This is a genomic window from Pseudomonas sp. NyZ480, from assembly GCF_029537255.1.
Lineage (GTDB): Bacteria > Pseudomonadota > Gammaproteobacteria > Pseudomonadales > Pseudomonadaceae > Aquipseudomonas > Aquipseudomonas taiwanensis.
This window is the reverse complement of sequence record NZ_CP120626.1, coordinates 2,838,120-2,862,450: the sequence shown is the minus strand read 5'-3', so window position 1 is coordinate 2,862,450 and position 24,331 is coordinate 2,838,120. Positions and strand designations below refer to the sequence as shown.

Annotated in this window: 23 protein-coding genes; 14 read left to right on the top strand and 9 right to left on the bottom strand. The window is 62.9% G+C overall.

The features are described 5' to 3' along the window. Positions 1 to 24: 24 nt before the first annotated feature. Positions 25 to 471 carry a hypothetical protein gene (locus P3R38_RS13020; RefSeq protein WP_277686212.1) on the top strand — a complete coding sequence of 149 codons (447 nt, stop codon included), beginning with the start codon at positions 25 to 27 and terminating at the stop codon, positions 469 to 471. A gap of 314 nt (positions 472 to 785) precedes the next feature. Here P3R38_RS13020 and P3R38_RS13015 read toward each other — a convergent pair whose 3' ends face one another. Then, positions 786 to 1,739, bottom strand: a complete 954-nt coding sequence (locus P3R38_RS13015) for a LysR family transcriptional regulator (protein ID WP_277686211.1) — start codon at positions 1,737 to 1,739, stop codon at positions 786 to 788. Positions 1,740 to 1,888: 149 nt separating this feature from the next. Here P3R38_RS13015 and P3R38_RS13010 point away from each other — a divergent pair, with 149 nt between their 5' ends. Next, complete coding sequence (locus tag P3R38_RS13010) at positions 1,889 to 2,716, top strand: amidohydrolase family protein (RefSeq protein WP_277686210.1); 828 nt, start codon at positions 1,889 to 1,891, stop codon at positions 2,714 to 2,716. Positions 2,717 to 2,805: 89 nt separating this feature from the next. On the opposite strand, the gene P3R38_RS13005 is transcribed toward P3R38_RS13010, so the two are convergent. Continuing rightward, positions 2,806 to 3,480, bottom strand: coding sequence for a DUF3313 domain-containing protein (locus P3R38_RS13005; RefSeq protein ID WP_027907370.1), 675 nt, complete (start codon positions 3,478 to 3,480; stop codon positions 2,806 to 2,808). Positions 3,481 to 3,811: 331 nt separating this feature from the next. Between P3R38_RS13005 and P3R38_RS13000 the strand changes: the two genes are divergently transcribed. The 4 genes from P3R38_RS13000 to P3R38_RS12985 are packed head-to-tail and all read left to right on the top strand — an operon-like array spanning position 3,812 to position 7,239. Further along, positions 3,812 to 4,408 (top strand): paraquat-inducible protein A, encoded by a 597-nt coding sequence (locus P3R38_RS13000; protein WP_023380699.1) that lies wholly within the window; start codon positions 3,812 to 3,814, stop codon positions 4,406 to 4,408. Next, entirely contained in the window at positions 4,405 to 5,049 is a 645-nt protein-coding gene (locus P3R38_RS12995; protein WP_023380698.1) for a paraquat-inducible protein A, read from the top strand. Before P3R38_RS13000 ends, P3R38_RS12995 begins: the two co-directional genes overlap by 4 nt. Then, a complete protein-coding gene (locus P3R38_RS12990; protein WP_023380697.1) occupies positions 5,033 to 6,673 on the top strand; it encodes an MlaD family protein in 1,641 nt (546 codons plus the stop codon). Before P3R38_RS12995 ends, P3R38_RS12990 begins: the two co-directional genes overlap by 17 nt. A 29-nt stretch (positions 6,674 to 6,702) precedes the next feature. Continuing rightward, positions 6,703 to 7,239: a PqiC family protein gene (locus P3R38_RS12985; RefSeq protein ID WP_027907371.1), complete on the top strand. Its 537-nt coding sequence runs from the start codon at positions 6,703 to 6,705 to the stop codon at positions 7,237 to 7,239. A 152-nt stretch (positions 7,240 to 7,391) separates the two neighbouring features. Here P3R38_RS12985 and P3R38_RS12980 read toward each other — a convergent pair whose 3' ends face one another. Continuing rightward, complete coding sequence (locus tag P3R38_RS12980) at positions 7,392 to 7,862, bottom strand: YMGG-like glycine zipper-containing protein (protein WP_023380695.1); 471 nt, start codon at positions 7,860 to 7,862, stop codon at positions 7,392 to 7,394. A gap of 287 nt (positions 7,863 to 8,149) precedes the next feature. On the opposite strand from P3R38_RS12980, the gene P3R38_RS12975 reads away from it, so the two are divergent. The 4 genes from P3R38_RS12975 to P3R38_RS12960 all read left to right on the top strand — a co-directional run bounded on the left by P3R38_RS12975 (position 8,150) and on the right by P3R38_RS12960 (position 12,304). Next, on the top strand, positions 8,150 to 8,800 hold the full coding sequence (locus P3R38_RS12975; protein WP_277686209.1) for a hypothetical protein: 651 nt from the start codon (positions 8,150 to 8,152) through the stop codon (positions 8,798 to 8,800). A gap of 199 nt (positions 8,801 to 8,999) precedes the next feature. Next, complete coding sequence (locus tag P3R38_RS12970; protein WP_027907373.1) at positions 9,000 to 9,842, top strand: DUF6502 family protein; 843 nt, start codon at positions 9,000 to 9,002, stop codon at positions 9,840 to 9,842. Further along, a complete protein-coding gene (locus P3R38_RS12965) occupies positions 9,839 to 11,479 on the top strand; it encodes a DUF5666 domain-containing protein (protein WP_023380692.1) in 1,641 nt (546 codons plus the stop codon). The genes P3R38_RS12970 and P3R38_RS12965 overlap by 4 nt, the downstream gene beginning before the upstream one ends. Before the next feature lie 75 nt (positions 11,480 to 11,554). Then, positions 11,555 to 12,304: a hypothetical protein gene (locus P3R38_RS12960; RefSeq protein ID WP_049818773.1), complete on the top strand. Its 750-nt coding sequence runs from the start codon at positions 11,555 to 11,557 to the stop codon at positions 12,302 to 12,304. A gap of 33 nt (positions 12,305 to 12,337) precedes the next feature. Here P3R38_RS12960 and P3R38_RS12955 read toward each other — a convergent pair whose 3' ends face one another. Next, complete coding sequence (locus P3R38_RS12955; RefSeq protein ID WP_277686208.1) at positions 12,338 to 14,050, bottom strand: FAD-dependent oxidoreductase; 1,713 nt, start codon at positions 14,048 to 14,050, stop codon at positions 12,338 to 12,340. A gap of 187 nt (positions 14,051 to 14,237) precedes the next feature. On the opposite strand from P3R38_RS12955, the gene P3R38_RS12950 reads away from it, so the two are divergent. The 3 genes from P3R38_RS12950 to P3R38_RS12940 all read left to right on the top strand — a co-directional run bounded on the left by P3R38_RS12950 (position 14,238) and on the right by P3R38_RS12940 (position 17,110). After that, positions 14,238 to 15,017: an IclR family transcriptional regulator gene (locus tag P3R38_RS12950; protein ID WP_023380688.1), complete on the top strand. Its 780-nt coding sequence runs from the start codon at positions 14,238 to 14,240 to the stop codon at positions 15,015 to 15,017. A gap of 147 nt (positions 15,018 to 15,164) precedes the next feature. Continuing rightward, positions 15,165 to 16,214, top strand: a complete 1,050-nt coding sequence (locus P3R38_RS12945) for a Gfo/Idh/MocA family oxidoreductase (RefSeq protein ID WP_277686207.1) — start codon at positions 15,165 to 15,167, stop codon at positions 16,212 to 16,214. An 80-nt stretch (positions 16,215 to 16,294) separates the two neighbouring features. After that, positions 16,295 to 17,110 (top strand): sugar phosphate isomerase/epimerase, encoded by an 816-nt coding sequence (locus P3R38_RS12940; protein WP_104883868.1) that lies wholly within the window; start codon positions 16,295 to 16,297, stop codon positions 17,108 to 17,110. An 89-nt stretch (positions 17,111 to 17,199) separates the two neighbouring features. Here the strand turns inward: P3R38_RS12940 and P3R38_RS12935 are convergent, their stop codons facing one another. The 5 genes from P3R38_RS12935 to P3R38_RS12915 all read right to left on the bottom strand — a co-directional run bounded on the left by P3R38_RS12935 (position 17,200) and on the right by P3R38_RS12915 (position 23,340). Next, positions 17,200 to 18,525, bottom strand: coding sequence for an MFS transporter (locus tag P3R38_RS12935; protein ID WP_277686206.1), 1,326 nt, complete (start codon positions 18,523 to 18,525; stop codon positions 17,200 to 17,202). A 130-nt stretch (positions 18,526 to 18,655) separates the two neighbouring features. Continuing rightward, positions 18,656 to 20,368 (bottom strand): FAD-dependent oxidoreductase, encoded by a 1,713-nt coding sequence (locus P3R38_RS12930; protein WP_277687213.1) that lies wholly within the window; start codon positions 20,366 to 20,368, stop codon positions 18,656 to 18,658. A gap of 119 nt (positions 20,369 to 20,487) precedes the next feature. Continuing rightward, positions 20,488 to 20,808, bottom strand: coding sequence for an NIPSNAP family protein (locus P3R38_RS12925; protein ID WP_277686205.1), 321 nt, complete (start codon positions 20,806 to 20,808; stop codon positions 20,488 to 20,490). Beyond that, on the bottom strand, positions 20,793 to 22,526 hold the full coding sequence (locus P3R38_RS12920; RefSeq protein ID WP_277686204.1) for an FAD-dependent oxidoreductase: 1,734 nt from the start codon (positions 22,524 to 22,526) through the stop codon (positions 20,793 to 20,795). Before P3R38_RS12920 ends, P3R38_RS12925 begins: the two co-directional genes overlap by 16 nt. 4 nt (positions 22,527 to 22,530) lie before the next feature. Beyond that, positions 22,531 to 23,340 (bottom strand): shikimate dehydrogenase, encoded by an 810-nt coding sequence (locus tag P3R38_RS12915; protein ID WP_277686203.1) that lies wholly within the window; start codon positions 23,338 to 23,340, stop codon positions 22,531 to 22,533. Positions 23,341 to 23,560: 220 nt separating this feature from the next. Here P3R38_RS12915 and P3R38_RS12910 point away from each other — a divergent pair, with 220 nt between their 5' ends. After that, a complete protein-coding gene (locus P3R38_RS12910) occupies positions 23,561 to 24,331 on the top strand; it encodes an IclR family transcriptional regulator C-terminal domain-containing protein (RefSeq protein ID WP_023380678.1) in 771 nt (256 codons plus the stop codon).

Here is a 24,331-nt window from a genome sequence, read left to right as displayed (position 1 = left end):
CTCGCCCATGGAGGCGTATAGAAAATGAAAAAGACCTTGGTAGCCGTGTTTGCCTGTGCCTTTGCGTTGGGGAGTGCGGCGTTGTTACCGGCTGATGTTTCGCCGATTGGCGCGGCTTATGCCAAGGGCGGTGGTAAAGGGGGTGGCCACGGCGGCGGCAATGGCGGCGGTCATGGCGGTGGCAACGGAAATGGCGGCGGCCAGGGTGGTATGGGCGGCAATGGCAACGGTAAAGGCTCGACGGGTGAGCATGCGGGCAAAGCCACCCGTGATCATGGCGTAAGCGGAAATCACTACGGCAGTACCCGTAACGACGACCGTGGGCATGGCACCGCCACCTCCGGTGTTGCGCATTCCAAGGATACCCGTGGCCTGGCCAAGTCGACCGCCGTGTCGCGCACCACGCCGGGCGATCACAACACCAAGGGCTTGAGCAATGCCGTTCGCTCGTCCTCCAAGAACGACCGCTGAAGGCTGAATGAGCAACGCCCAGTCTACGCTCGCCATAGGCTGGGTCGTTCTCCGCGACTTCACCCGCGACAAGTAGGCGAGCGCTGCCGCGCTGCCAGTATCTGCTCGACAACCGGCAGGCGACGATTACCACCAGGCACCATCACTGGCATCCGCGCAATCGGCGCAATGTCGTGAGCGAACCCCAGGCACTAGGCCTCCTGCGCCAGCGTCCGAGCGTCCCGGACATCGCCCTGCATGGCCAGGGCTTGGTGGCTGCCCCAGGCAACTCCACGCGGTCCACCGGCAGCGCGGTGAGCCACAGCAACAGACGTTCAGCCTTGGGGCAGTTCGAACCCGGTGATGGCCCTGTCAAGTTTCAGTGCCTGGGCATGCAGCACCCGCATCAGGTGCAATGAAGCTTGGGATGGGGGCTCGAAGCGTGAGTAGACGAAACTGATATCGAAGTGAATGTCCTCCGCCAGCGGCACCACTTCAAGGCCACTGTCCTGTGCCACGAACTCGTCGATCAGGGTCATGCCCATGCCTTGCTTTACCAGGGCCACAGCTTCGTTGGCGTTGGTGAACGACAGCAACGACTCAAGGTGCAGGCCTCGCCGCTGGATTTCATGCGCCAACAACCGGCCAAACGGCATGTCGGGCCGGAACAGCAGCAGCGCGTGCCCCACCAACTGCTGCAGCGTCAGCGCCGGCTCCTGGGCCAAGGGGTGATCGGCAGGCATTACCGCAACCATGCGCCCCCGCATGAACGGTTGGGACACCAGATGGTCATGCACCACTGGAAGGGCAGCAATCGACAGGTCGACCTTCTTCGACAGGATCTGGTTGGGCATCTCGTTCATCAGCGAGGTCTGCCACTCGATGGTCAGCGATGGCGACTCGCGCTTGAGCTGCGCCAGGGCGATGGGGATCACCACTGTCGACAACGATGCACTGCACGAAATGCGTAGGTTGCGGTGGCTGCCCGAGGCCAATGACAACGCGCACTCGTTGACCTGCAGGGCGGCCTGGTACACCCGCTCTACTTCACGGAACAGGACATGTGCCTCCTCGGTGGGGACCAGGCGATTGTTGATGCGCTCGAACAAGCGATATGCCAAACGCCCTTCGACGTAATGGATCAGCTTGCTCACGGCTGGTTGGGACACGTACAGCATCTTGGCCGCGGTACTGATCGAGCCGGTCAGCATCACCGCGCGAAACACCTCCATGTGCCGCAGTTTGAACACCATCGCGCTGGATGCTGGGCTGTCCGGGTCTTGGGGCATGCGTATTACCTTTGGTTATGATGTCTGCCATCTGGGTATGAGCGCCAAACGTCGGCGCGCAGTATCGTCGCTCCAGCCTCGCCGCCACGATGGCGGACGATAACAGGATCTACGTTCAGGCGCAGAAAGCGTCAACCCGGGAGCTGTCCATGAACATCTTTGATGAACCGAAGATCGATTGCCATAACCATTTGTTTGATCCCGATCGCTTTCCCTACCATCCGGATGCGCCTTATGCCCCCTCGGGCCAGGAAGTTGCCACGCTAGAGCAGTTCACCCAAGTGATGGAGGCCTATGGCGTGCAACACGCGTTGCTGGTCGGCCCCAACAGCGGCTATCACACCGACAACCGCTGCCTGCTCGATGCGCTGGCGCGCGGGCAGGGCCGTTTCAGGGGCATCGCGGTAGTCGAGCCGGGCATGAAACTTGGCCAGCTGGCGGCATTGAAGGAGCAAGGCGTGGTCGGGGTTGCCTTCAATCCAGCGCTTTACGGGGTAGGCTGCCTCGACGGCTGCGAAAGCCTGTTCGGCAAGCTGGCCGAGCTTGATCTGTTCGCCCAGGTCCAGGTGTGCGAAGACCAGCTGCTGGACGTACAAGCGCGGTTGTTGCGCCTGCCAACGCGGTTGCTGATCGACCACTGCGGCCGCCCTGACGTTGCTGCCGGCTTGCAACAACCGGGCTTCCAGGCGTTACTGCGCCTGGCAGGTTCTGGCCGGGCGACCGTCAAGCTGTCAGGCATGCAGAAGTTCGCCGCGCCGCAGGCACTGTTCGAGCAAAGTGCTGCCTATGTCCAGGCATTGATCGAGGCGTTCGGCCCCCACGCCTGCATCTGGGGCTCGGATTGGCCCTTTATCCGCCAACGCTCACGTGTCGATTACGGCCCGTTGCTCAAACTCGCCGAGCGCCTGGTGCCCGACCCCATGCAGCGCCGTCAGATCATGTGGGACACCCCAAGGCGCTTGTTTGGTTTTGCCTGAGCACTGCGATACCCGTACAGGATGAGTGAACTGAAGGAGTCCGCTGGGCTGCCCCGCTGCAAGCATGCGCGGCAACGGGGCAGGGTGATTCACTTCCTGCCTTTGGCGGCCTGGAAGGAGGCCACCATGTCTTTGGCCCAACCATCGAGCACAGCCTTGGCGTCCTTGGTTTGCATCACCTGGTCGGCGTTTTCAAGCTCGCTACCTGCACCCTTGCGGACCACCTGGGCGACCACCTGCTGGTTGCCGCCGTCGATGAACGCCGCCTCGGTGGCGATGGTGGTGTCCTGGTCGCGAATACCGGTGGCCGTGCTTACACCTGCTGCGATCAGGGCGATCGGGATGACTTCATACGGGCGCAGGCCTTTGGTCTTGGCACTGACTGCAGTGATTGCCGGACGCACTATCAGGACGCGTGGACCCGGTCCTTTGGCCAAAGGTAACACCTCAGAGAAGTGGCTTTTGAGGGTCTGGTCGTAGTAGTGGGTAATGCCAGTCAAAGTCGACTGTGGGACTTTTTCGGTGGGTTGGGGTTTCGGATAAAGCTGGCTCGGTTCGATGTAGACGCTGGTATAACGATTGGCGTCGACATCCGGTTTGATCCAGCGCATGACTGGCGCGCCGGAAGGCGACTTGTCTTCCTTAAGTAAGCTGTAGTCCTTCAGGAAGCCCGAGTACTGATCGGACTCCACGTACTTGCTCGCGCAGCCATATAGCATGACTGTAGCAAGACACAAGGTTGCAACCAATGGCCGGGTTTTCATGCAGCACTCCTTCCTACGTTGAGTGATATCCCGCAGGCATGCGGGCGACTCTTGGTGGCGCAAGATTTAAGTTTGAACTCTGCGATCGTGGAACAAGGCACTCTTCTCGCGGTTTGCGAGGCGATGGTGAGAGACCCGCGAACGTCGGCTTCGGGCATTTAAACTTTAGACGAGGCCTTATTACTCGCAAGTGCCCACGGGTGAGGTGAACATACTGTTTCCCGGTGTTGTTCGACTGTACATCGAGGCCAATACGCACTGGCCATTTCTTGACTAATCTTGCCTGCGACATGGGCTGTGCAGGGCATTCGGACCTGCCGCGAGAGAAGCCATGAGCAAGGGCAATGACCTGATCATCTGCGAGTACTGTGACGCGGTCTATCACCGTGCTCCGCTGCGGCGCCACCAGAGTGCTGTGTGCACGCGCTGTGGCGGCGTGCTGTATCGGCACAATGGGCTGACTCCCCAACAGCGCCTGGCGCTCAGCATCACGGGTGGCGTGCTGCTGGTGTTCGCCAATGCCTACCCGGTGATGACCATCAGCATGAGCGGGCTGTCCAACTCGGCGACGCTGTGGGACGCGGTGATGGTCCTGAGTAGCGGTAGCATTACGTTCATGGCATTGGTACTGGCGCTGTCGATCATTTTCGCGCCGGTGCTGCAGATCGCCGTGCTGTGCTGGGTATTGAGCTTTGCCATGGCCGGCCGCCGTTCACCCGCGTTTGGCGCTTGCATGCAGGCCCTGGAAAGGCTGAGGCCCTGGAGCATGCTGGAAGTCTGCCTCCTCGGCGCGATGGTGGCGGTGATCAAGCTTGCCGGCTTGCTCGATGTGATCCCTGGTATCGGCCTGATTGCCCTGGCGGCGCTGAGTGTATTGCTGATCTACATCGCCGGGCGCGATATCCGCGACCTGTGGGAGCAGGTATGACAGTCCCGGTGTTGGCCGACGACCTGCAGGTGTGTCTGTGCCACGGCTGCGGTCAGGCCTGCGACCTGCGCGAAGATGCCTGTCACTGCCAACGCTGCGGTGCGCCGCTGCACCGACGCAAGGTCAATCCCATTGCCCGTGGCTGGGCGTTTCTGTGCGCAGCACTGATCTTCTATGTGCCGGCCAATGCCTTGCCGGTGATGAACACCGAAATGCTTGGCCAGGGTACCGACAGCACCATCGTTGGTGGGGTGTTGGAGTTCTGGGAGGCGGGGGCGTGGGACATTGCCTTGATCATCTTCATCGCCAGCATCGGTGTGCCCGCGATCAAGTTTTTTTCCCTCGGCCTGCTGTTGGTAACTGCCCAGCGACGCAGCACCTGGGCGAGGCGTCAGCGCTCGCAACTGTTTCGCTGTGTCGAGTTGATCGGTTATTGGTCGATGCTCGATGTGATGGTGGTGGCCTTGGTGGCTGCGCTGGTGCAACTGCGTGGCCTGGGAACCATCGAACCGCGTCCAGGCATTCTGTTCTTCGGTTTGGTGGTGGTGCTGACGATGTTTTCTGCGATGAGCTTCGACCCACGACTGATCTGGGATGGCGAGCCACAAGACGGAGAGCGCAGCGATGGCGCAGCAGACTGACAAACCCGTGGCAGCAGGTCAGCCTCAGGTGCGGACCCGGCGGGTGAATGTGTCGCTGGTGTGGATCGTACCTATCCTGGCCTTGCTGGTGGGCGCCTCGCTGGTGGTGCGCAACTGGATGCAGCAGGGGCCGGTCATTACCATCTCGTTTCGCAGCGGGGAGGGGTTGGTGGCGCACAAGACCCAGGTACGTTACCGCAGCGTGGTGATCGGCGAGGTCACCACGGTAGAACTGGCCAAGGACCGCGAAAGCGTGGTGGTGCAGGTGGAACTGGCCAAGGAAGCCGAATCGTTCGCCACCGAAGGTGCGCGCTATTGGGTAGTGCGACCTCGCATCGGGGCCGGGGGCGTTTCAGGGGTGGACACCTTGCTCTCGGGCAGTTTCATCGGCGCCGATGCCGGTGAGTCGACGGCGCCGCGCAAGCGCTTCACCGGGCTCGAACTACCACCTCCGATCACCTATGGCGAGAAGGGCAAGCACTTCACCCTGAGTGCGGACGACCTCGGTTCGCTGGATGTCGGCTCGTCGATCTACTACCGGCGGATCCCGGTCGGCGAGGTGGTTTCCTACGCCCTGCAGCAGGATGGCAAAGGGGTGGACATCGGCGTGTTCGTACAGTCGCCCTACGATGCCTTCGTTACCGCCGATACCCGCTTCTGGAATGCCAGCGGGGTCGACATGCAGATCGGTGCCAATGGACTGAAAGTCGAAACCCAGTCGCTGTCATCCATCCTCATGGGTGGCCTGGCGTTCGGCGCGCCTGACTTCGCGGCACCTGCCGACCCCGCGCCCGATCAACAGCAGTTTCGTCTGTTCGTCGACCGCGACGCGGCTTTGGCGCCACCCACGGGCAAGCAGCAGCACCTGCGCATGCGCTTCGAGCAGTCGATGCGCGGCTTGTCTCCAGGCGCGCCGGTGGAATTCAAGGGGGTCGAGTTCGGCAAGGTGGTGGCAGTGACGCTCGACTACGACGAACAGAAGCAGACTTTCCCAGTGGTGGTGGATGCGGTGATCTATCCGCAACGCTTGGGCCCGGTGCACCAGAAAATGCTCAAGGCGTTCAACCATACCCCCGGTGACGATGCCGGTGCCCGCCGGCTGATTGGCACTTTCGTCGAGCACGGACTGCGAGCCCAGGCGCGTAGCGGCAACCTCATCACCGGGCAAATGTATGTGTCGCTGGATTTCTACCCCGCAGCGCCGAAGGTGGCCTTCGACATGAACGCCAGCCCGATCACGGTGCCCACGGTGCCTGGCAGCCTGGAGAAGCTGCAGGAGCAGTTGCAGCACATGGTAGAACGTCTCGGCAAGCTGCCGCTGGAGAGCATCGCCGGCAACCTGGACGGTACCCTGCGGGAGCTCAGGGCAACCCTCAAGCGCTTTGACGGCCAGACACTGCCGGGCGTGAAGGCGACGCTGGAAGATGTCCAGAAAACCTTGCGGACGGCCAACTCGGCCATCGCCGAAGATTCGCCGCAGCGGGAGAAACTGGGCGATGCGCTGCAGGAACTGGAGCGCATGTCGCGTTCGCTGCGTGACCTTGCCGACTTCCTGGGGCGGCACCCCGAATCGCTGATTCGTGGGCGGCCCAAGGCGGCGGGTGCCGATGACGTGCAGCCTTGACCCCGCACCCGATCGAGGAGTGATACCTGATGCCTCAGATTCACGCTGTGATACTGGTCGCGTTGGCGGTGCTGGCTGCAGGCTGCAGCAGTTCGCCCACCCACTACCATACTCTGGTGCCGCCACAGCCGACCCGCGAAGAGGGTACGAACGTGCTGGTGGAGCGGGTCAGTGTTCCGCCGCAGGTGGATCGACCGCAATTGGTGGTGCGCCAGGGCCAGAGCGGCCTGGCAATACTTGATACCGAATGGTGGGGCGCCAACCTTGTGGATGAGTTCCGCAGCGCCCTGCAGGACCAGCTTGGCGGACCTGTGGGCAGCAGTGTCCGCTCAGTGCTGCGGGTTGACGTGCAGCGCTTCGATTCAGTGCCAGGCCAGCACGCTTTGCTGGAGGCGGTATGGCGGTTGAAGCGGCCTGGCCAGGACGAGCTGACTTGTCGCACCACGGTACAGACACCGGCGCAAGCCAGTGTCAGCAGCTTGGTCAGCGCCCAGCAAAGCAACCTGCGCCAACTGGCCGGTGCGGTGCGTAGCGCGGCAGTGCAGGGTCGTTGCCCTGCCGCTTAGGCGCTGTGTGAATAGTCTTGAGATGAAGCTCAGGCAAGGCGAAAACAGCCGAGGAAGCGGAGTTTACGGGTTGTAAATGAGCACTCCGAGGCTGTTTTCAGCGCAGCATCACCGAGTACCAAGGCTTTTCGTACAGAGCCTCGTACTGCTGATCATGGATTGACCTGATACCCACGTCCCTGAAGGCATCCGCTGTAGGCGCTGGCATAGGCCGAGCTTTGTGCCTGGTCCTGAGTGCGGCGGTCCTGGCGGCGGTCCTGGCGCTGGCGCATACCGCCCACGGCGGCCCCGGCCGCAGCCCCTTCACCGGCGCGGTTCTGCCGGTACTGCTGCTTGGCCTCGTCGCTGGCCCGGTCATAGATCTCTTCGTGCTGGTTGCCCCGTACCTGGGCCCCTACCGCACCTGCCGCGGCCCCGGCGGCCGCGCCGCGAACCCTGCCGCCGACGTGAGGCTCGGAGTGGGTTGCAGTGCTGGTCGCATTGTTGGCGACCGTGTTGCAATCATTGATATCCAGTTGCATCTGCTGGCTGCTTTGGCCCTTGAGCGGCACGACTGACTGCGCTTGGGCTGTGGAGGCGGTAAGCAGCAGTACCAGCAAGTATCCCCATGGGAATGTACGCATGGCTCTTCTCCACTGGAAGCTAACCCCATCGAAGAGAATAGTTCCAAGCGCGGGGCGCTGATGCCCGCTGGTCTGTGTTCTGAGCCCGCCAAGCCGCCCCTCGTCGCGATTGTCTCCACTTGCCATCACTCACCACCGGTCGGCTTTTCCCGACGCGGCTTGAACCGCGCGGCGAAAGGGACTAATTAATATGTGTGGGAAAAATTCCCACGCTAAGAAAAGTAAAAGCTTCCAACGATTCCCGACTTGATTTGGCGTTTCTCGCGGTGATGACCAGGAGACGGAAAATGCAAATCCAGAGGTTGTTCAAGAGGGCATTACTGGCGGCGGCCATAGGCGCCGTGCTGTCAGCGTCCATCGTTTTGGTTCCGGACACGATTTCCCAAAGCGCCAGCGCGTACGCCAAGGAGGGTGGGGGTGGCGGTCATGGAGGTGGCGGCGGTGGCCACGGTGGCGGCGGAGGCCATGGCGGTGGTGGTGGCCATGGCGGTGGTGGTGGCCACGGTGGTGGCGGAGGCCATGGCGGTGGAGGTGGTGGTGGTCATGGTGGTGGCCACGGCGGTAGTGGTGGTCATGGCGGCGACGGTGGCGGTCATGGAGGCCACAGCGGCGGCCACAGCGGCAGCGGTCATGGCGATGCAGGCCGTGGTCACGACGGCAACTCCAATGCCGGGCGCAGCGGCAACCACGCCGAAGCAGGCGATGATCATGGCAATCATGTCGGCGGCGAACCCGGCGACGATCACGGTAACCATGTTGGCGGCGAGCCGGGTGACGATCATGGCAATCATGTTGGCGGTGAGCCTGGCGATGACCATGGCAATCACGTCGGTGGCGAGCCTGGCGATGATCGCGGCAACCCTGTGGGTGGCGAACCGGGTGATGACCGCGGCACTCACGCCGGCGGCGAAGCGGGGGATGACAACAGCAGGAGCTGAGCCACGCTGACAGGCCATGAGCAAAACCTTGGGGGGGCGGGTTTTGCCTGGGCTTGCCCAGTCCACGACTGCCCCTCTCAACGCATGTGCAATGAGCGCTGACAGTTAATTTGGTGTTTCGGGAAGGAAATGGTTACGGGACGTATGGGATTATTTCCCGCGTCGTATACGGCTTCCACCTGTCAAGGAAATGCGCTCAATGCAATCGCCGACATTACCGCCCTCCATGCTCAATGCCTTGCGCCGGGTGATGTACCCGCTGGTGCGGTTGATGCTGCGCAAGGGGGTCACCTATACGGTGTTCGCCGACCTGCTCAAGCAGGTGTTCGTCGATGTTGCCCATCGGGAGTTTCGACTGGACGAAAAGGCGCCCAGCGATAGCCGCATCAGTCTGTTGACGGGGGTGCATCGCAAGGACGTCAGGCGCCTACGCGGCGAGAGTGAAGCGTCGCAAGCGCTGCCGGAAAACATCACGCTTGGTGCGCAACTGGTCAATCTCTGGACCAACAGCCCGCCGTTCTGCGCCAATGTCGGGCAGGCGCTGCCGTTGCCGCGGCTGGCCAGCGTCGGAGGGGCGTGTTCGTTCGATGCTCTGGTGGCGAAGGTCAGCACCGACATCCGTGCCCGGGTGGTGCTCGATGAGTGGTTGCGACTGGGCATCGTCCGATTGGACGAGCAAGACCGTGTGCACCTGGAAGCCGAGGCATTCGTGCCGCAGAAGGGGTTCGACGAAAAAGCCGCGTACTTTGGTCATAACCTGCATGACCACGCCAGCGCGGCGGTGCACAACTTGAGCGGCCAGGGTCTGCCCTTTTTCGAGCGAAGTGTGCACTACGATGCCCTTAGCCTGGCCAGCGTGGAAAGTCTGCGTGAGTTGGTGGCCAAGGACGGCATGCAAACACTGCTAGGCTTCAGTCGGATGGCCGCCGACCTTGAAAGCGCCGACTCGCCCAGTCCTGAACAACGTCAGCGCATCACCATCGGGCTTTATTTCTACACTGAGCCTACCCAACCCGATTCGCACAAGACGCCTGACACATGAATGCCTTCTCGCGCTGCCTCAGTGTGGTCATGCTGGCCTTGGGTCTGGGGCTGGCGACCTGTGCCGGCGTGCAAGCCGCCCCCGTGTGTGTTAGCCGTGACGAAGTGGGCATGGCGGGCGCTGCGGGCCTGCAGTCTCCGGGGGGCATGGGTGGTACTGGTGTACGGAGCGCAAGCGGTGGTGTGGGCGGCACGGGTGCACCTGCGCAGCAGCGTCCAGGTGGCACGGGCGGTACCGGGGCAGTGGCAGACGGCGTGGACGGCATTCTGTTCGATCGCGATAACGGTGGTGTTGGCGGAACGGGGGCTCCGGTGCTGCGCCCTGGAGGAACCGGTGGCACAGGCATCGTCGGCACCATAACCGGGTTTGCGTCGATTTGCGTCAATGGCCTTGAAGTTCACTTTGGCAAAGACGTGCCAGTCAGCGAGAACGGCATGCCCGCCAGTAGTGCCCACCTTGCCATCGGCCAGGTCGTTGCCATAGAAGCCTTCGTCACCCAGCGTGGTCTGAATGCTGGGCGCATCTCGATTCTCAATGTCTACGAAGGCCCGTTGACCGCGCTGCCCAATGCTGCTGGGCCACTGCGGGTAATGGGCCAGCCAGTGCGGCTGGCCGCAGGGGCGAGGGTGGCAGAGGGGTTACGCCCTGGCGAGCCGGTCAAAGTCAGCGGCCTGCGCGATGCCAATGGCGCAGTGGTGGCCAGCCGTATCGAGCGTGCGCCGGGCCTGAAGGCGTCCAGCGCGATTGGCACGATAGACCGTGCTGGCTCCCTCCAGGGGCTGAAGCTCGGGACCCGCATGGCGCCCGCGCAGGAAGTGCTGGTGCGGGGACAATGGACCGGGCGCCAGCTGGAAGTCGTACAGAGCCGGCCCGACCCAAGCCTGCCGTTCGCCGGTCGGGTGCAGACGGCTGTGATCGAGGGGCTTGTGCAGCGTCGGCAGAACCAACGACTGGTCGTTGGCGGCATTCAGGTGACCTTGGGGCGTGACACGGTGATCGTAGGCGAGCAGGCGCAGACCCTGGCAGTGGATCAGCGCGTTCGGGTCAGTGGGGTGTTCACTGGCCATCGTGAGCTACGGGCAGCACGTGTCGAAAGCCCTGGCGAACGCCTCGACCATTCGGGCAAGGGGAATCGGGAGCGCAGCACCGACCAGAACTCGAACAGTACGACAGGCTCGCGCAACAGTGGGCATGGCGGGGGCGATACCCGCGCTTTCAACGACGACCACAGCGGGAAAAGCGTACGAGTCGAGGTCGGGGCAGATGACCACGGAGCGACCGAGTCGGTTGACCACGCTGGATCAGAGCGGGTCGAGGCGGCGCAAAAGCAGGAGAGCCACGGCAACAGTGGACGGCCCGAAAGGGTAGAGAGGGCCGGGGCAGTAGAGAAGGCCGAGAAAGTGGAGAAGATCGAGAAAGGCGAGAAGGTCGAAAAGCCCGATAAGGTCGAGAAAGTCGAAAAGGTCGAGAAAGTCGAAAAGGTAGAAAAGATCGACAAGGTGGACAAAGTCGAAAAAGTAGAGCGGGTTGAAAAGATTGAGAAAGTCGAGAAGGTAGAAAAAATCGAAAAAGTGGAGAAGGTCGAGAAAGTAGAAAAAACCGAGAAGGTCGAGCGCCCCGAACGTTCCGGGCATTAGAGGTAAGCAGTTCGGCATGGAACAACTAGGCTGGGAGAAACGGATCACACGTTCCAACGGGAAGTTGAGGTGCGGATGAGACCCATGCTCCCTCTGTTCACCAGCTTGCTGGCGAGCATCAGCGCATCGGCGATGGCTGACACGTTCACCCTGGCCTCAGGCCTGGACTATTCCAGTGGCGACTACGGCACCGGCACCACATCGGAGATCTGGTACGTCCCTGTGGTGGCGAAATACGAGACCGGCCCGATGACGTACAAGGTCACCGTACCCTGGTTACGCATCACCAACCCTGAGGTGGGCCCCGATGGCGACCCGCTGCCCGGCGGTTGCAGGGATGTGGAAAGCGGTCTGGGCGACACGGTCACCAGCGCGGCTTACGCCTTGCTTGACGGCAGTGCAGGTGGCGTCTTGCTCGACCTGATCGGCAAGGTCAAATTCCCTACTGCCGATGAAGACCAGTGCCTGGGTACCGGTGAGTACGACTACACCGGTCAGGTCGACATCGCCAAGGCATTTGGCCCGGTGACCGGCTTCGCCACTCTGGGCTGGAAGAAGTACGGCGACCCGCCAGGCAGCGATTTCGATGACCCGGTATTCGCCAGCCTGGGGTTCGCCCTGCCAGTGGCGAGGGGTACCACGGCAGGTGCTTCCTATGACTGGCGGCAGAAAGTCGTGTCCACTGGGTCGCAAATCAAGGAACTCACCCTGTTCGTCACCCATAAGCTGAGCGCGCAATGGAAGGTTCAGTTGTACGCGGTCAAAGGTTTCTCCGACGCCAGTCCCGATGCGGAAGGCGGCCTGATGCTATTTCATGCGTTCTGATGATGTGCCCCTGGCGCCAGCAGTGCCAGCGGTTCATTCGTAGGCGGTCGCCCCGGCAATGTGCCTCCCAGCCACATAGCCGAAAGTCAGTGCCGGACCCAGGTTGATTCCGCCAGAGGGGTACCAACCGCCAAACACACTGGCCATGTCGGTACCGACAGCGTACAAGCCGGCTATCGGCTGGCCCGCTTCGTCCAGCACTCGTGCATGGCCGTCGGTGCGAAGGCCGGCGAAGGTGCCGAAGCAACCGGGTTGAACCTTAACGGCGTAGAACGGGCCCTGCTCGATGGGCGCCACGCAGGGGTTAGGGCCTTTGTGCAGAGGGTCGCCTTGCTTTCGGTTGAATGGCGTGGAGCCGCGTCCGAATGCGGGGTCCTGGCCGGTTCGTGCATGGCGGTTGAAATTGACGACGGTGTTGATCAATCCAGCAGCGTCGATACCACAGGCAAGCGCCAACTGTTCCAGTGTCGCGCCGCGCTTGAGGTAGCCGCTGCGAAGGTGGGGCCATACCGGTAGCGGTGCCGGACGCGCGTGACCAAGGCCATAGCGGCGCAGGAAGCGGTGATCGCAGATCAGCCATGAGCAGACTTCTTTTCCTGGTGGTACCGCATCGACCATGGCCGAAACGTAGTCGTAGTAGCCGTGCGCTTCGTTGACGAAACGCTCGCCGCTGGCCAGCACGCCAATGATCCCTGGCTTGCCACGCTCGATGATGTGCGGAAAGTGGCCCATGCTGCCGTCACGGTGCGGCACCTTCGACACCGGCGCCCAGGCCACTGGTGACTTCAGGTCGGTCGCGACCACGCCGCCCGCCGACTCGCCCAAGCGCAGCCCATCACCCGAACAGGAGAGCGGGGGCAGGGCAAGGTTGTCTTGGCCAGTGGCGTCGCGCGGGAACAGTTGCTGACGCCGTTTGGTGTCATTGGGAAAGCCTCCGGCGGCCAGCACCACTGCCTTGGCCCGAATGCGCATCTCACCCTGGGGCGTCGTGACGACTGCCCCTTTCACCTGGCCATCTTCCATTAGCAAGTGCCTGGCCGGTGCGGACTCCAGCAGACGCACACCCAGGTCCTGCGCCGATTTCGCCAGCCGCGCCACCAGCGCCACGCCATTGACCAGGTGCATGGCACGTCCGTATCGGGCAAGGTGGTAGAGGTGACGGCCAAAGCGCTTGCACACGTGAAGGAAGGCCCGCGGTGAGCGGGTCATGTTGAGGAACGCGCCAAGGTCGGTACCGGCCATGATCGGCATGCCCATGAACGAGGTTTCGCGCAGGGTCTTGCGCAGGCGCGGCAGCAGGGCGCCGACTTCGCGGGCATCGTATGGCGCCGCGATCACTTGGTGGCCGCCGGTGGCCGCCCCAGGGGTATCGCCGTGCATGTCCGGGATACCATTGCCGTCGGCGAACTGCAGCGCGGTGTGCTTCTCGAAAAACGCCACCATGTGCGGGCAGGCTTCGAGGAAAGCATCGACACGCTCGGCGTCGAAGTGCTCGCCAAGTTCATTGCGCAAGTAGGTGCGTGGCTGTTCGATGCTTTCCTCGATACCCGCACGCTGGGCCAATGGGTTGCGCGGCACCCAAGCCCAGCCGCCGGACCAGGCCGTGGCACCGCCGAACACCGGCTCCTTCTCGACCAAGATGACGCTCTGCCCGTGCCAGGCGGCCGTGACGGCAGCAGCCAGCCCGGCTGCGCCGGAGCCGATGACCAGAACGTCACAGTCGGCTTGGAAGGTATCGGTGGGCATCGGGGGTCTCCTGCATTATTATTGGAACTCGGTTCCACAATGTTCTTGGCAGGCCGGGCGTGATGCAAGCGATTCGCGCAGGCTAGAGGCAATTAGTGGTCGATAACCGGACACTTGGCTGTCAAGACGTCTGTGGATGCGGCATTTTCTTCTAGAATTCGCCCAATTTTTAAGGGATCTCGTAGTCATGGCTGGTAGTCAGATCGAACGCGCCTTCAGTCTTGTTGAATGCCTTACCGGCGAACCGCACGGGTTGGCATTGCAAACCCTGGCCGAGCGCCTGGACATCCCCAAAAGTGCCACCCACCGCATGCTCGCCGAGCTGGTTCGCCTGGGCTACGTGCGTCAGAATCGCGACAACAGCCGCTACCAACTGTCAGCCAAGCTGGTGGCGCTGGGCTTTCGCTACCTTTCCAACAGCGGCGCCGACATCATTCAGCCGATTCTCGACCGTCTGGCCCAGGACAGCGGCGAACTGGTTCGCCTCGGTGTAATCGACGGCAGCCGCCAGACATGGATCGCCAAGTCCCAGGGGGCTCGGTCCGGGCTGCGCTACGACCCCGACATGGGCCGGGATGCGCCGCTGTTCTACACCGCCTCCGGGCATGCCTGGCTGGCCAGCTTGAGCGATGAAGCGGCGCTGCAGATGGTCTTGCGTCAAGGCATTGCCGACCCTGCGCAGTTCGGCCCGAATGCACCGCGTTCCACGGAGGAACTGCTCGGTTACCTGCACCGCGCCCGCGAACGTGGTTACGCCTGGGTCGAGGAAACCTCCGCGGTCGGCACCTCGGCGCTGGCTGCCGTGGTGCGTCGTCCGCAAAGTGATGAGGTCATCGGCGTACTGAGCATCGCCGGCCCCAGCGCTCGTATGGCCCAGGCGCGCTTGCCAGACTTGGCGCCACAGTTGCTGGCGGCGGTGGAGGAGCTGTCGGCGGCCAGTCAGGCCAGTGAATTGTTCGCGTCGTAAAGGTATCCGGGCATTTTGCGGTCGATTACCGCACAGTCTGTGTCGAGGGCGCTTCTGGTATCTGGAACTTGGTTCTAAATTATTGTTGGTTGATTCTGGAACCTGGTTCTGGAATTGCCATGACAATAATGACAAGAGGACAGACTGTTGAACGCACCCCTTCGTATCGCACTCATCGGTGCCGGGATCATGGGCCGCCAGCATTACCAGCACCTGCGCAATGTTCCTCAAGCGCAGTTGTGCGCGGTGGCCGACCCAGGCCCGCAGGCCGAGGCTTTCGCCACCGAGTGTGGCGTGGCTTGGTTCGCTGATCACCGCCAGATGCTGGAGCAGATCAAGCCTGAAGCGGTGATCATCGCCAACCCGAACAACCAGCATGTCGCTACGGCCCTGGCTTGTGTCGAGGCCGGGGTGCCGGTACTGGTAGAAAAGCCAGTGGGCGTACACCTGGACGAGGTCCGCGCACTGGTAGCGGCGTCGCAACGCCATGGTGTACCGGTCCTGGTCGGCCATCACCGGCGGCATAACCCCTTGATCGCCCGTGCCCGCCAAGTGATTCAGGACGGGCGACTGGGCCGGCTGATCAACGTCACCGCGCTGTGGCAGTTGCAGAAGCCCGACAGCTACTTCGAGACGCCTTGGCGCCGAGAGCCGGGCGCAGGTTTTCTGCTGACCAACCTGATTCACGACCTTGACCTGTTGCGCTACCTCTGTGGCGAGGTGGTCCAGGTGCAGGCGTTCACCCGCAATGACGTGCGGGGCTTCGCCAACGAGGACAGCGCTGCTGTGCTGTTGCAGTTCGCCAACGGCGCACTGGGCAGCCTGACCGGATCCGACGCGGTGGCCGCGCCCTGGAGCTGGGAGCTGGGCTCCGGCGAAAGTCCAGTCTACCCACGCCAGGCCGACCAGCCTTGCTACTTGCTGGCCGGGACCGAAGGTGCGCTGAGCATTCCGCAGCTCAAGCGTTGGCACTACGCCGAGACGGGTTCGGGCTGGCATACACCGCTGCTGCAAAGCGAAGAAGCCATTCCCCCTGGTGAGGCGTTGACCTTGCAGTTGCAGCACTTCATCCGCGTTGCCCGTGGTCAGGAAGCACCACTGATCGATGCCGCCGATGGTGGCCGCACCCTGGCGCTGATCGAAGCCATCCGCCAGGCAGCCGAAAGCGGTCGAGCCTGCGCTCCAGCCCCCATCTGACGTCTACACCTCGCCGCTGGGATTGCCACTGTGGCAGGTCAGCGGCGAGACCTTTCTTTTTCATGCTTTTGGTGAAACACATGACCGATCGAATCTTTTCCCTTGCCGCCCTGACGGTGCTTGAACTTCCCCCACCGCAGATGGTGGAAGTCGCCGCTCGCGCCGGTTACAGCCACGTGGGCCTGCGTCTGGTGCCCGCTACCAGGGAAGAGCGACATTTCCCGCTGGTGGCGGATACCGAGCTGCGCCGACAAACGCAAGCGCGACTGCGTGATACGGGCATCAAGGTGCTGGACCTGGAAATCCTGCGGTTGCAACCGCAGACCTGTGTCGCCGATTTCGAGCCTATCCTGGCGGTGGGGGCTGAGTTGGGGGGGAGCGAGCTGCTGGTGGCGGGGAACGACCCTGACCATGGGCGATTGACCGAACGCTTTGCCGCGTTGTGCGATCTGGCGGTGAGCTATGGCATTCGCCCGCACCTTGAATTCATGCCCTGGACTGACGTGCGCAACCTGAGCCAGGCGGTGGACATCGTTGCAGCGGCTGACCGAGTCAACGGCTGCGTACTGGTTGACGCCTTCCATTTCAACCGTTCCGGATCTTCCCTCCAGGCGCTCGCGAGTCTGGCGCCCGAGCGCATGCATTATGCGCAGCTTTGCGACGTTGCCGGGCCGGTGCCGGACGATATGGACGAGATCCTGCGCCAGGCCCGCAACGAGCGGCGCTTCCCCGGTGAGGGCGACGCTGACCTGGTCGGCTTGCTACGTACCTTGCCGGCCACGGTGCCGCTGAGCCTGGAAATTCCGACACGGCACTTGATGGAGCAGGGCGTGAGTGCCGAGCAACGGGCGCGGATGGCCTTGGAAAAAGCACGCGGGGTATTGGCGCAAGTCTGATCGTTGCCTGTAGGAGCCGGTAAGCCGGCTCCTACGGCTTGGCCAAAAAAGAGGCCCCGAAGGGCCCCGTAGAGGAAAGGGATTCGCGCTTAGGCCGATTCGATCGTGCGCGGTGCCATGAAGTACATCCAGACCAGCGCAATGAAGTACATCGCCGGGATCATGGTGAACAACACCGCGTAGTTGTTGTGGGTGGCAGTCAGGACGCTGCCGACGATCTGGGTCATGAACATGCCGCCGATCGCTGCGCACATGCTGCCGAAGCCGAACACGGTGCTCACCAGGTGCTTGGGCGTGTAGTCCATCACCAGGCTCCAGATGTTCGCCGTCCAGGCCTGGTGGGCACCCACCGCCACGGCAATGGCCAGGACCGCGATCCACAGACCGCTGGCATTGGCGGCGAAGACGACGCTGATGATGGTGCAGGCGAAGACCAGCATCGAAATCAATCGGGCGCGGGTGGCGCGCACTCCACGGCCTATCAGCCAGGATGAAAGGATGCCGCCGCCAATACTGCCGAAGTCCGCAGTCAGCCAGATCAGCATTAGCGGGATGCCCATCTGGGTCACGCTGATGCCCAGGGAATATTGCTGGTTGAGAAACGGTGGCAGCCAGTACAGGTAGAACCAGAACACCGGTGCTGTGATCGAGTACGCTACGGCAAAGGCCCAGGTACCACGCAAGCGCAGGATACGGCTGAACGGCAGGCGTGGCACGTCAGGCTCTGCGTCCTGCTGGATGTATTCCAGCTCGCTCTGGCGCAGGCGTGGATGATCTTCAGGATTGAAGTATTTGAGGCCCCAGAACACTACCCAGACCAGGCCCAGGCAACCCATGGCGATGAATGCAGCCTGCCAGCCCCACACGGCCAGAACCACCGGCAGCAGGGCCGGGGTGACCATGGCGCCAACGTTGGTGCCGGCGTTGAACAGCCCTGTGGCGATGGCACGTTCGCCTGCGGGGAACCACAGGCGCGTGGTTTTCACGCAGGCCGGGTAGTTGGCCGCCTCGGTCAGGCCGAGAATGAACCGGCACACCATGAAGCCGGCTGCCGAAGTGGCCAGTCCGTGGGCGCCGGTGGCCAGGCTCCAGAGCAGCACCGCGCAGAAGAACGCACGCTTGACGCCAATGTTGTCGATCAGCCTGCCTTGCAGCAAAAAACCGATGGCGTAGCCAACCTGGAACCAGAAGTTGATGTTGGCGTAATCCATCGCCGTCCAGCCCATTTCCTTGGACAAGACCGGCTGCATGATGCCGAGCGCCGCTCGGTCTATGTAGTTCAGGGTGGTGGCGAAGAACACCAGAGCAAGCATGCCCCAGCGGGTTTTGCCGACGGCGAAGGCGCCGCGGAGCTTGTCGCCGATGGAGCCGTGGCCAAGCCGTGGCAAGGCGGTGTCGAACTTGGATTGGGTCATGTCGAGGCTATTTCTTGAAATTGTAATGACTGCGGTACGTCTCGGTCGTGGCTGTTTCCCAGGCAGGGGGCACACGCAAGGCCAGGCAATGGTGAGTAGTGAATGGAGAGGCGTCAATTCATGGGAGGGGCTATTGTTCGGTAACCGAACAATAGCGAGAGGTTGCCTGAGTCTGGCTCAGCGCCAGGCCGGCCAGGTAGCCGAACGTCATGCCCGGACCAAGGGTGATGCCACCGCTTGGATAATGCCCACCCATTATGCTCTGCATGTCATTGCCGACCGCAAACAAGCCGGGGATCGCTCGTCCATGGCTGTCCACTACCCGCGCACAGGCGTCCGTACGCAGCCCGGCAAAGGTCCCAAGGCTGCCCGGCAACAGCCTGACGGCGTGGAACGGTCCTTGCCGCAACGGTCGCAGTGATGGGTTGGGCGATTGCAGTGGGTCGCCTTGCGCCCGGTTGTAGACGGTGGCGCCGCGCTGAAACTCAGGGTCCTCGCCTTGGGCTGCGTGATGATTGAAAGCGTCCACTGTCGTTTTCAGTTGACGGGCATCGATCCCGCAGTGCTCGGCCAACGCGTCCAGCGTCTGGCCGCTGAACAAATAGCCGCGCCGCTCGTAGAAGCCTGTGGGGAAGGGGAAGGGCTTGGCCCAGCCGATGCCATATCGACGTTGGGCGGGGTGATCGCAGATCAGCCAGGCTTCATGGGGCTCACCTTCAGGCGTTGCGGCGAACAGTGCATTCATGAAGTCGTGGTAGTTGTCGGCCTCGTTGACGAAGCGCCGGCCGTCGCGGCGTACCACGATGAAGCCAGGCTTGGCGCGGTCGATCAGGTGGGGAAAATGCCCCGGGCTGCCATCCCCTCGCGGCACCAGGGAGACCGGGGCCCACGCGCCGGCATGGGCCAGCGTAGGGCTGACCTGGCCGCCGACCTGTTCGCCCAGGCGCAGGCCGTCGCCGCTGTTTTCCCTTGGCGCGGCGCTATGATGAGCATTACCGTCGGGTGCATGGCCGACCAACTGGGCGATGCGCTGGCGGTCATGGGGAAAACCACCGCAAGCCAGTACCACGCCACGCCGGGCCCGCACCCGTTGGCCGTTGGCGAACCGTGCCCCGGTGATTCGGTCGTCGTCGCCCAGCAAGCCTGTCGCGGCAAGGTCGGTGAGCAAACACACGTCAAGGTCCAGAGCGCTGCGCAGCAGGCGCGCTACCAGGGCATTGCCGTTGACCAGTTGCAGGCCGCGTCGATGCAACAGAAGGTCGCGTCCATGGCGCAGGAGGCGCTTGCTGACGTGCATGGCGGCTTTTGCCGAGCTTGTGGCATTGAAGAACGCGGCCATGTCCGCGCCACCGGCGATGCCCATGCCTGCCAGGCTGACGATGTCCAGTGGTGGCCGCAGCTTGTGTATCCATGGCCCGAGTTGGCGTCCATCGAACGGTAGCGCACACAGTGACCGTCCGCCCCGTGCGCTGCCTTCCCCTTCGTGCATGTCGGGCATTGTCGAGCCGCAGAAGAACTGCACGGCGGTATGTTGCTGGAAGAACGCCACCATGTCCGGACCATGGCGCAAGAAGGCGTGCTGGCGGGAGTCCAGTTCGGTTACCTGGGTTTGTGCGCGCAAGTACCGTTCAGGCCCGTCGTCGGCCTCGATGAAACCCTCTGCGACGGCCAGGGGGTTACGGGGTATCCACAACCAGCCACCCGACCAGGCGCTGGTGCCGCCCAGTTGGCTGGCCTTTTCCGCGACGATCACGTTCAAGCCGTGATGCGCGGCAGTGACTGCGGCGGCAAGGCCAGAGGCACCTGAGCCGATGACAAGGACATCGCATTCCAGAGTGGGCAGGGTTGACATCGAGGGATTCCAGTCAGGTTGTCAATTGCCAAGGCCCATCACCTCGGCACCTTCGGTGCTTTGCGGCCCCTTCCTGGAGGGGAGAGGCCCGGTGAGCGGATCTAACTCCCTCACTGCAACGGCGAGAAGCCCGTTGGCCGCAGCACACTCGATTGCAGCTTGAGCACCGCACCCAACTCGCGGTTGCGCCGCGAGAATTCCGCCCAGCGTGGGTCGGCGGCCATTGCTTTGCGTCGCTCCATCCGCTCGTCAAGGCTGGTGTAGCCCCACAGGTGCACCACCTGGTTGGCCTCGCCGAACTCGGTGGTGAAAAAGCCGATCAGCTTGCCCAGGTGTTCGGTTTGCACCTCCAGCGCATGGCTTTGGTACAGGGCCAGCCAGTCAGCGAGTTTCAGTGGGTCGAGGGTGTAGGTTCTCAGTTCGTAGTACATGGGTTTTTCTCCGCGTGAGTGGCCGGCGCCCGCAGGCGTTCGGCGATATGGCTGGCAGCGATCCAGCCGAAGGTGAGGGCGGGGCCAAGGGTGATGCCTGGGCCTGGGTAGGTGCCCTCCATGATCGAGTTCATGTCGTTGCCAACGGCGTACAGGCCGGTGATCGGCGCGCCGGCTTCGCTCAGTACGTTGGCGTTGGCGTCGGTCGCCAGGCCGCGTGCCGAGCCGAGGTCGCCGGTGTGGATTCGGATCGCATAGAACGGCGCCTTGGCCAAGGGCGCCAGGCACGGGTTGGGTTGGTGCTGTGGGTCGCCCATGTAGCGGTTGTAGCTGTTGGCTCCCTTCCCGAATGCACGGTCGATGCCGATACGAGCATCGGCGTTGAAGTGCTCAAGTGTTTGCGCAAGTGTTTGCGGGTCGATGCCGATGGCTTGGGCGAGGGCATGCGGGGTGTCGGCCCGATGCAGGTAGCCGGCCTCGATCAGCGCGTTGTTGTCTACCGGCCTTGGACGCGCCAGCCCGAGGCCATAGCGGTTCATGGCATCAGCATCGCAGATCAACCAGCAGCTGCTGATGCCCTGGGCGAACATGGTCTGCACAAAATGATGATAGGAGTTGGACTCGTTGACGAAACGCCGACCGGTCGGATCGACTGCAATCACACCCGGTTTGGCGCGGTCGGTGACCAGGTGCGGGAAGCGTTCGCGCTCGCCATTGGAATGGCGCAGCTCGGACACCGGAGCCCAGAAGAAGTTGGCGGCCAGGTCCTCGCCCTTGGCTGCCTGCACGGCTTCGCCCAGGCGCAGGGCGGCCCCGTCATTGGTGGGAGGAGACATGGTCAGGTGCGGTGCGCTTGCGTCGGGCCGGTTAGCGGCGGCTAGCGCGCCTGCTGCGAAACCGCCCATGGCGCAGACAACGCCGCCGTGGGCGAGAACCCGTTCGCGACGGCCCTCGCGCAGTACCACCACACCACGGACCACCCCCTGCTCGACGATCAGCGCCTGCGCCTCGCTGCGCAGCCACAATTGAGCACCGTCGGCCAAAGCGCTGCAAGCCAGCCGGGCGATCAGCGCGTTGCCGGTCGTCAGCCGGGTGCCACGGTGGTGGCGCAGCCGATCCACCCCGTAGCGAGCCATCAGCTTTATGCAGTGCCAGAGCGATGCAGCCGAGCGGCGCATGCTCAGGAAGTGCTGGATGTCCACGCGGTTGACCATCATCCCGCCGAACAGCAGCATGCCGGGCGGGGGCATCTTCAGGTCCTTGAAGCGCGGGCCGAGGTGGCGCCCGTCGTACTCGACCATTTCCAGTGCGCGTCCAAACTCGGTGGCGCCGGGTGCATCCGGGTAGTAGTCCGGTGAGTGCGGGCGCAGGCTGTACCGCAGCTCGGTGTTGGCCTCCAGCCAACGCAACGCTTGGTGGCCGCGTTCGACGAAGGCGTCCACGAGCTCAGGTTTATAACCGGCGCCGATGATCGCCTTGAGGTAAGTGCGGATGGCTTCGGGCGAATCCTCGGCGCCGGCGGCGCTCGCTTGATCACTGCCATGGATCCACACCGCGCCACCGGAAATGGCTGAGGTGCCGCCAAAGGTGTCGGCCTTTTCCACGATCAATACCTTCAGGCCAAGGCGGGCAGCGGTGGCGGCGGTGGCGAATCCCCCGGCACCGCTGCCAAGGACGACCAGGTCAAACACTTGTTGCGATTGTTCGATAGCGGACATGGCCTCAGATCTCCAGCGGCGTGACGCCCATGAAGGCGCCGAGGTGGCCAAGCTGTGCGAATGCCATCTGCGCTCCGGTCTGGATCGCGCAGCCGCGCTGGCGCGCAAGAGCCAGCAACGGGGTGATTTCCGGGGAGGTGACGACGTCGGCCACCAGGGTCCGGGGTTGCAGGGTTTCCAGCAGACTCGCCGGCAGCGGTAGCTCGCCGGTATCGCCCATGCCGACGGGTGAGGCGTTGACTAGCAGGTCGAAGCGCTCCAGCGATTCGTAGTGTGTGGCGACCTCAAGGTTGGCGAAGGTATTGCCGAGCAGTTCACAAAGTGCGGCGGCGCGCGGAGTGCTGGGGTCGCTGAGGGTCACCTGGGCGACGCCTGCCTCACCCAATGCATAGGCAATGGCGCTGCCGACCCCGCCGCAACCGATCACCAGCACACGTTTGCCGGCTGGTTGGAATCCATGCTTGCGCGCAGCACCGAGAAAGCCTGCGCCGTCGACGTTGTCACCCAGCAGGCGGCCATCGGGTTCACGGCGAATCACGTTGACCGAACCCAGCGCGGTGGCACGATCGCTGAGTTCATCCAGATGCGCGGCCAACACCTGTTTGTAGGGAACGGTGACCACGCAACCGCGCAGGTTGCGCCAGCCCTTGAGGCTACCGACGAATGCTTGAAGCGATGCTTCCTGCATATCGATGGGCAGCATCGCCAGGTTACGGTTGTTGTTGGCGAACCAGGTGTTGAAGTTGTCGGGCGATTTCACCTGGGCGATGGGTGAACCGACGATGGCGACCAGTTCTGTCGAACCCCGAATCATGCTGACCTCCGTTTTTGGCGTTGTTGTGGAGGCAAGCGTGGCGCGCGGCGTGGGGGTACGGCAATGCGCTTAGCGATCCATTAGTGCGATAATCGCAGTCATGTATCGGTATTCGCATTGAATTGGTGTATGAGTGGGTGAACACCCTTAGGAGCGGGCTTGCCGGCGATTGGCCCAGAGCCGCCCGACAACCGTCCAGCCCACCCCACGAGCCGAACACATGGACAAACACGAAACTCATCCCCGCGACCTCATCGCCGGTCTGCAGAAAGGCTTGGCATTGATGCAACTGTTCAGCGCCGACCAGCCACGCTTGAGCGTGCCACACGCGGCCAGGCTCTCAGGGCTGACGCCCAGTGCCACTCGACGTTTTCTGTTGACGTTGGTGCACGAAGGCTTTGCCGACACCGACAACCGCCATTACTGGCTGACACCCAAGGTGCTGCGTATTGGCCAGGCCTATGTGGATTCGGCGCAGTTGCCGCGCATGTTGAGGCCTATCGTCGAGCAGGTCGCGCGCCAGACCCAGGAGCATGTGTCGGTGGGTACCCGCGACGGTGACGAAATCATCCACCTGGTGCGCAGCCGGTATAGCCACGTCGCCTCGCTGTCGATTCGCCCCGGCTCGCGGGTACCGATGTACTGCACCGCTGGCGGGCGGATCTGGCTGGCGTCGCTGGATGCAACGGCGCGGGACGACTACTTCTCGCGAAACCCGCTTCGCCCGCTCACGCCCTACACGCAAACTGACAGGGCGCGCCTGGAGGCGGTGCTGCAGCAGGTGAGAGCGCAGGGTTTTTGTATCGTCGATCAGGAGTACGAAATCGGTATGCGCGTGCTTGGCGTGCCGCTGGTGGATCGTGCTGGGCAACTGAAGGCGACACTGACCATCACTACCCATGCGTCGCGGCTGAGCGTCGATGAGATTCGCCTGCGCTACCTGCCTGCGTTGTACGAGGCGCAGGCCCTGTTGAAGCCGGTGCTGGACTGA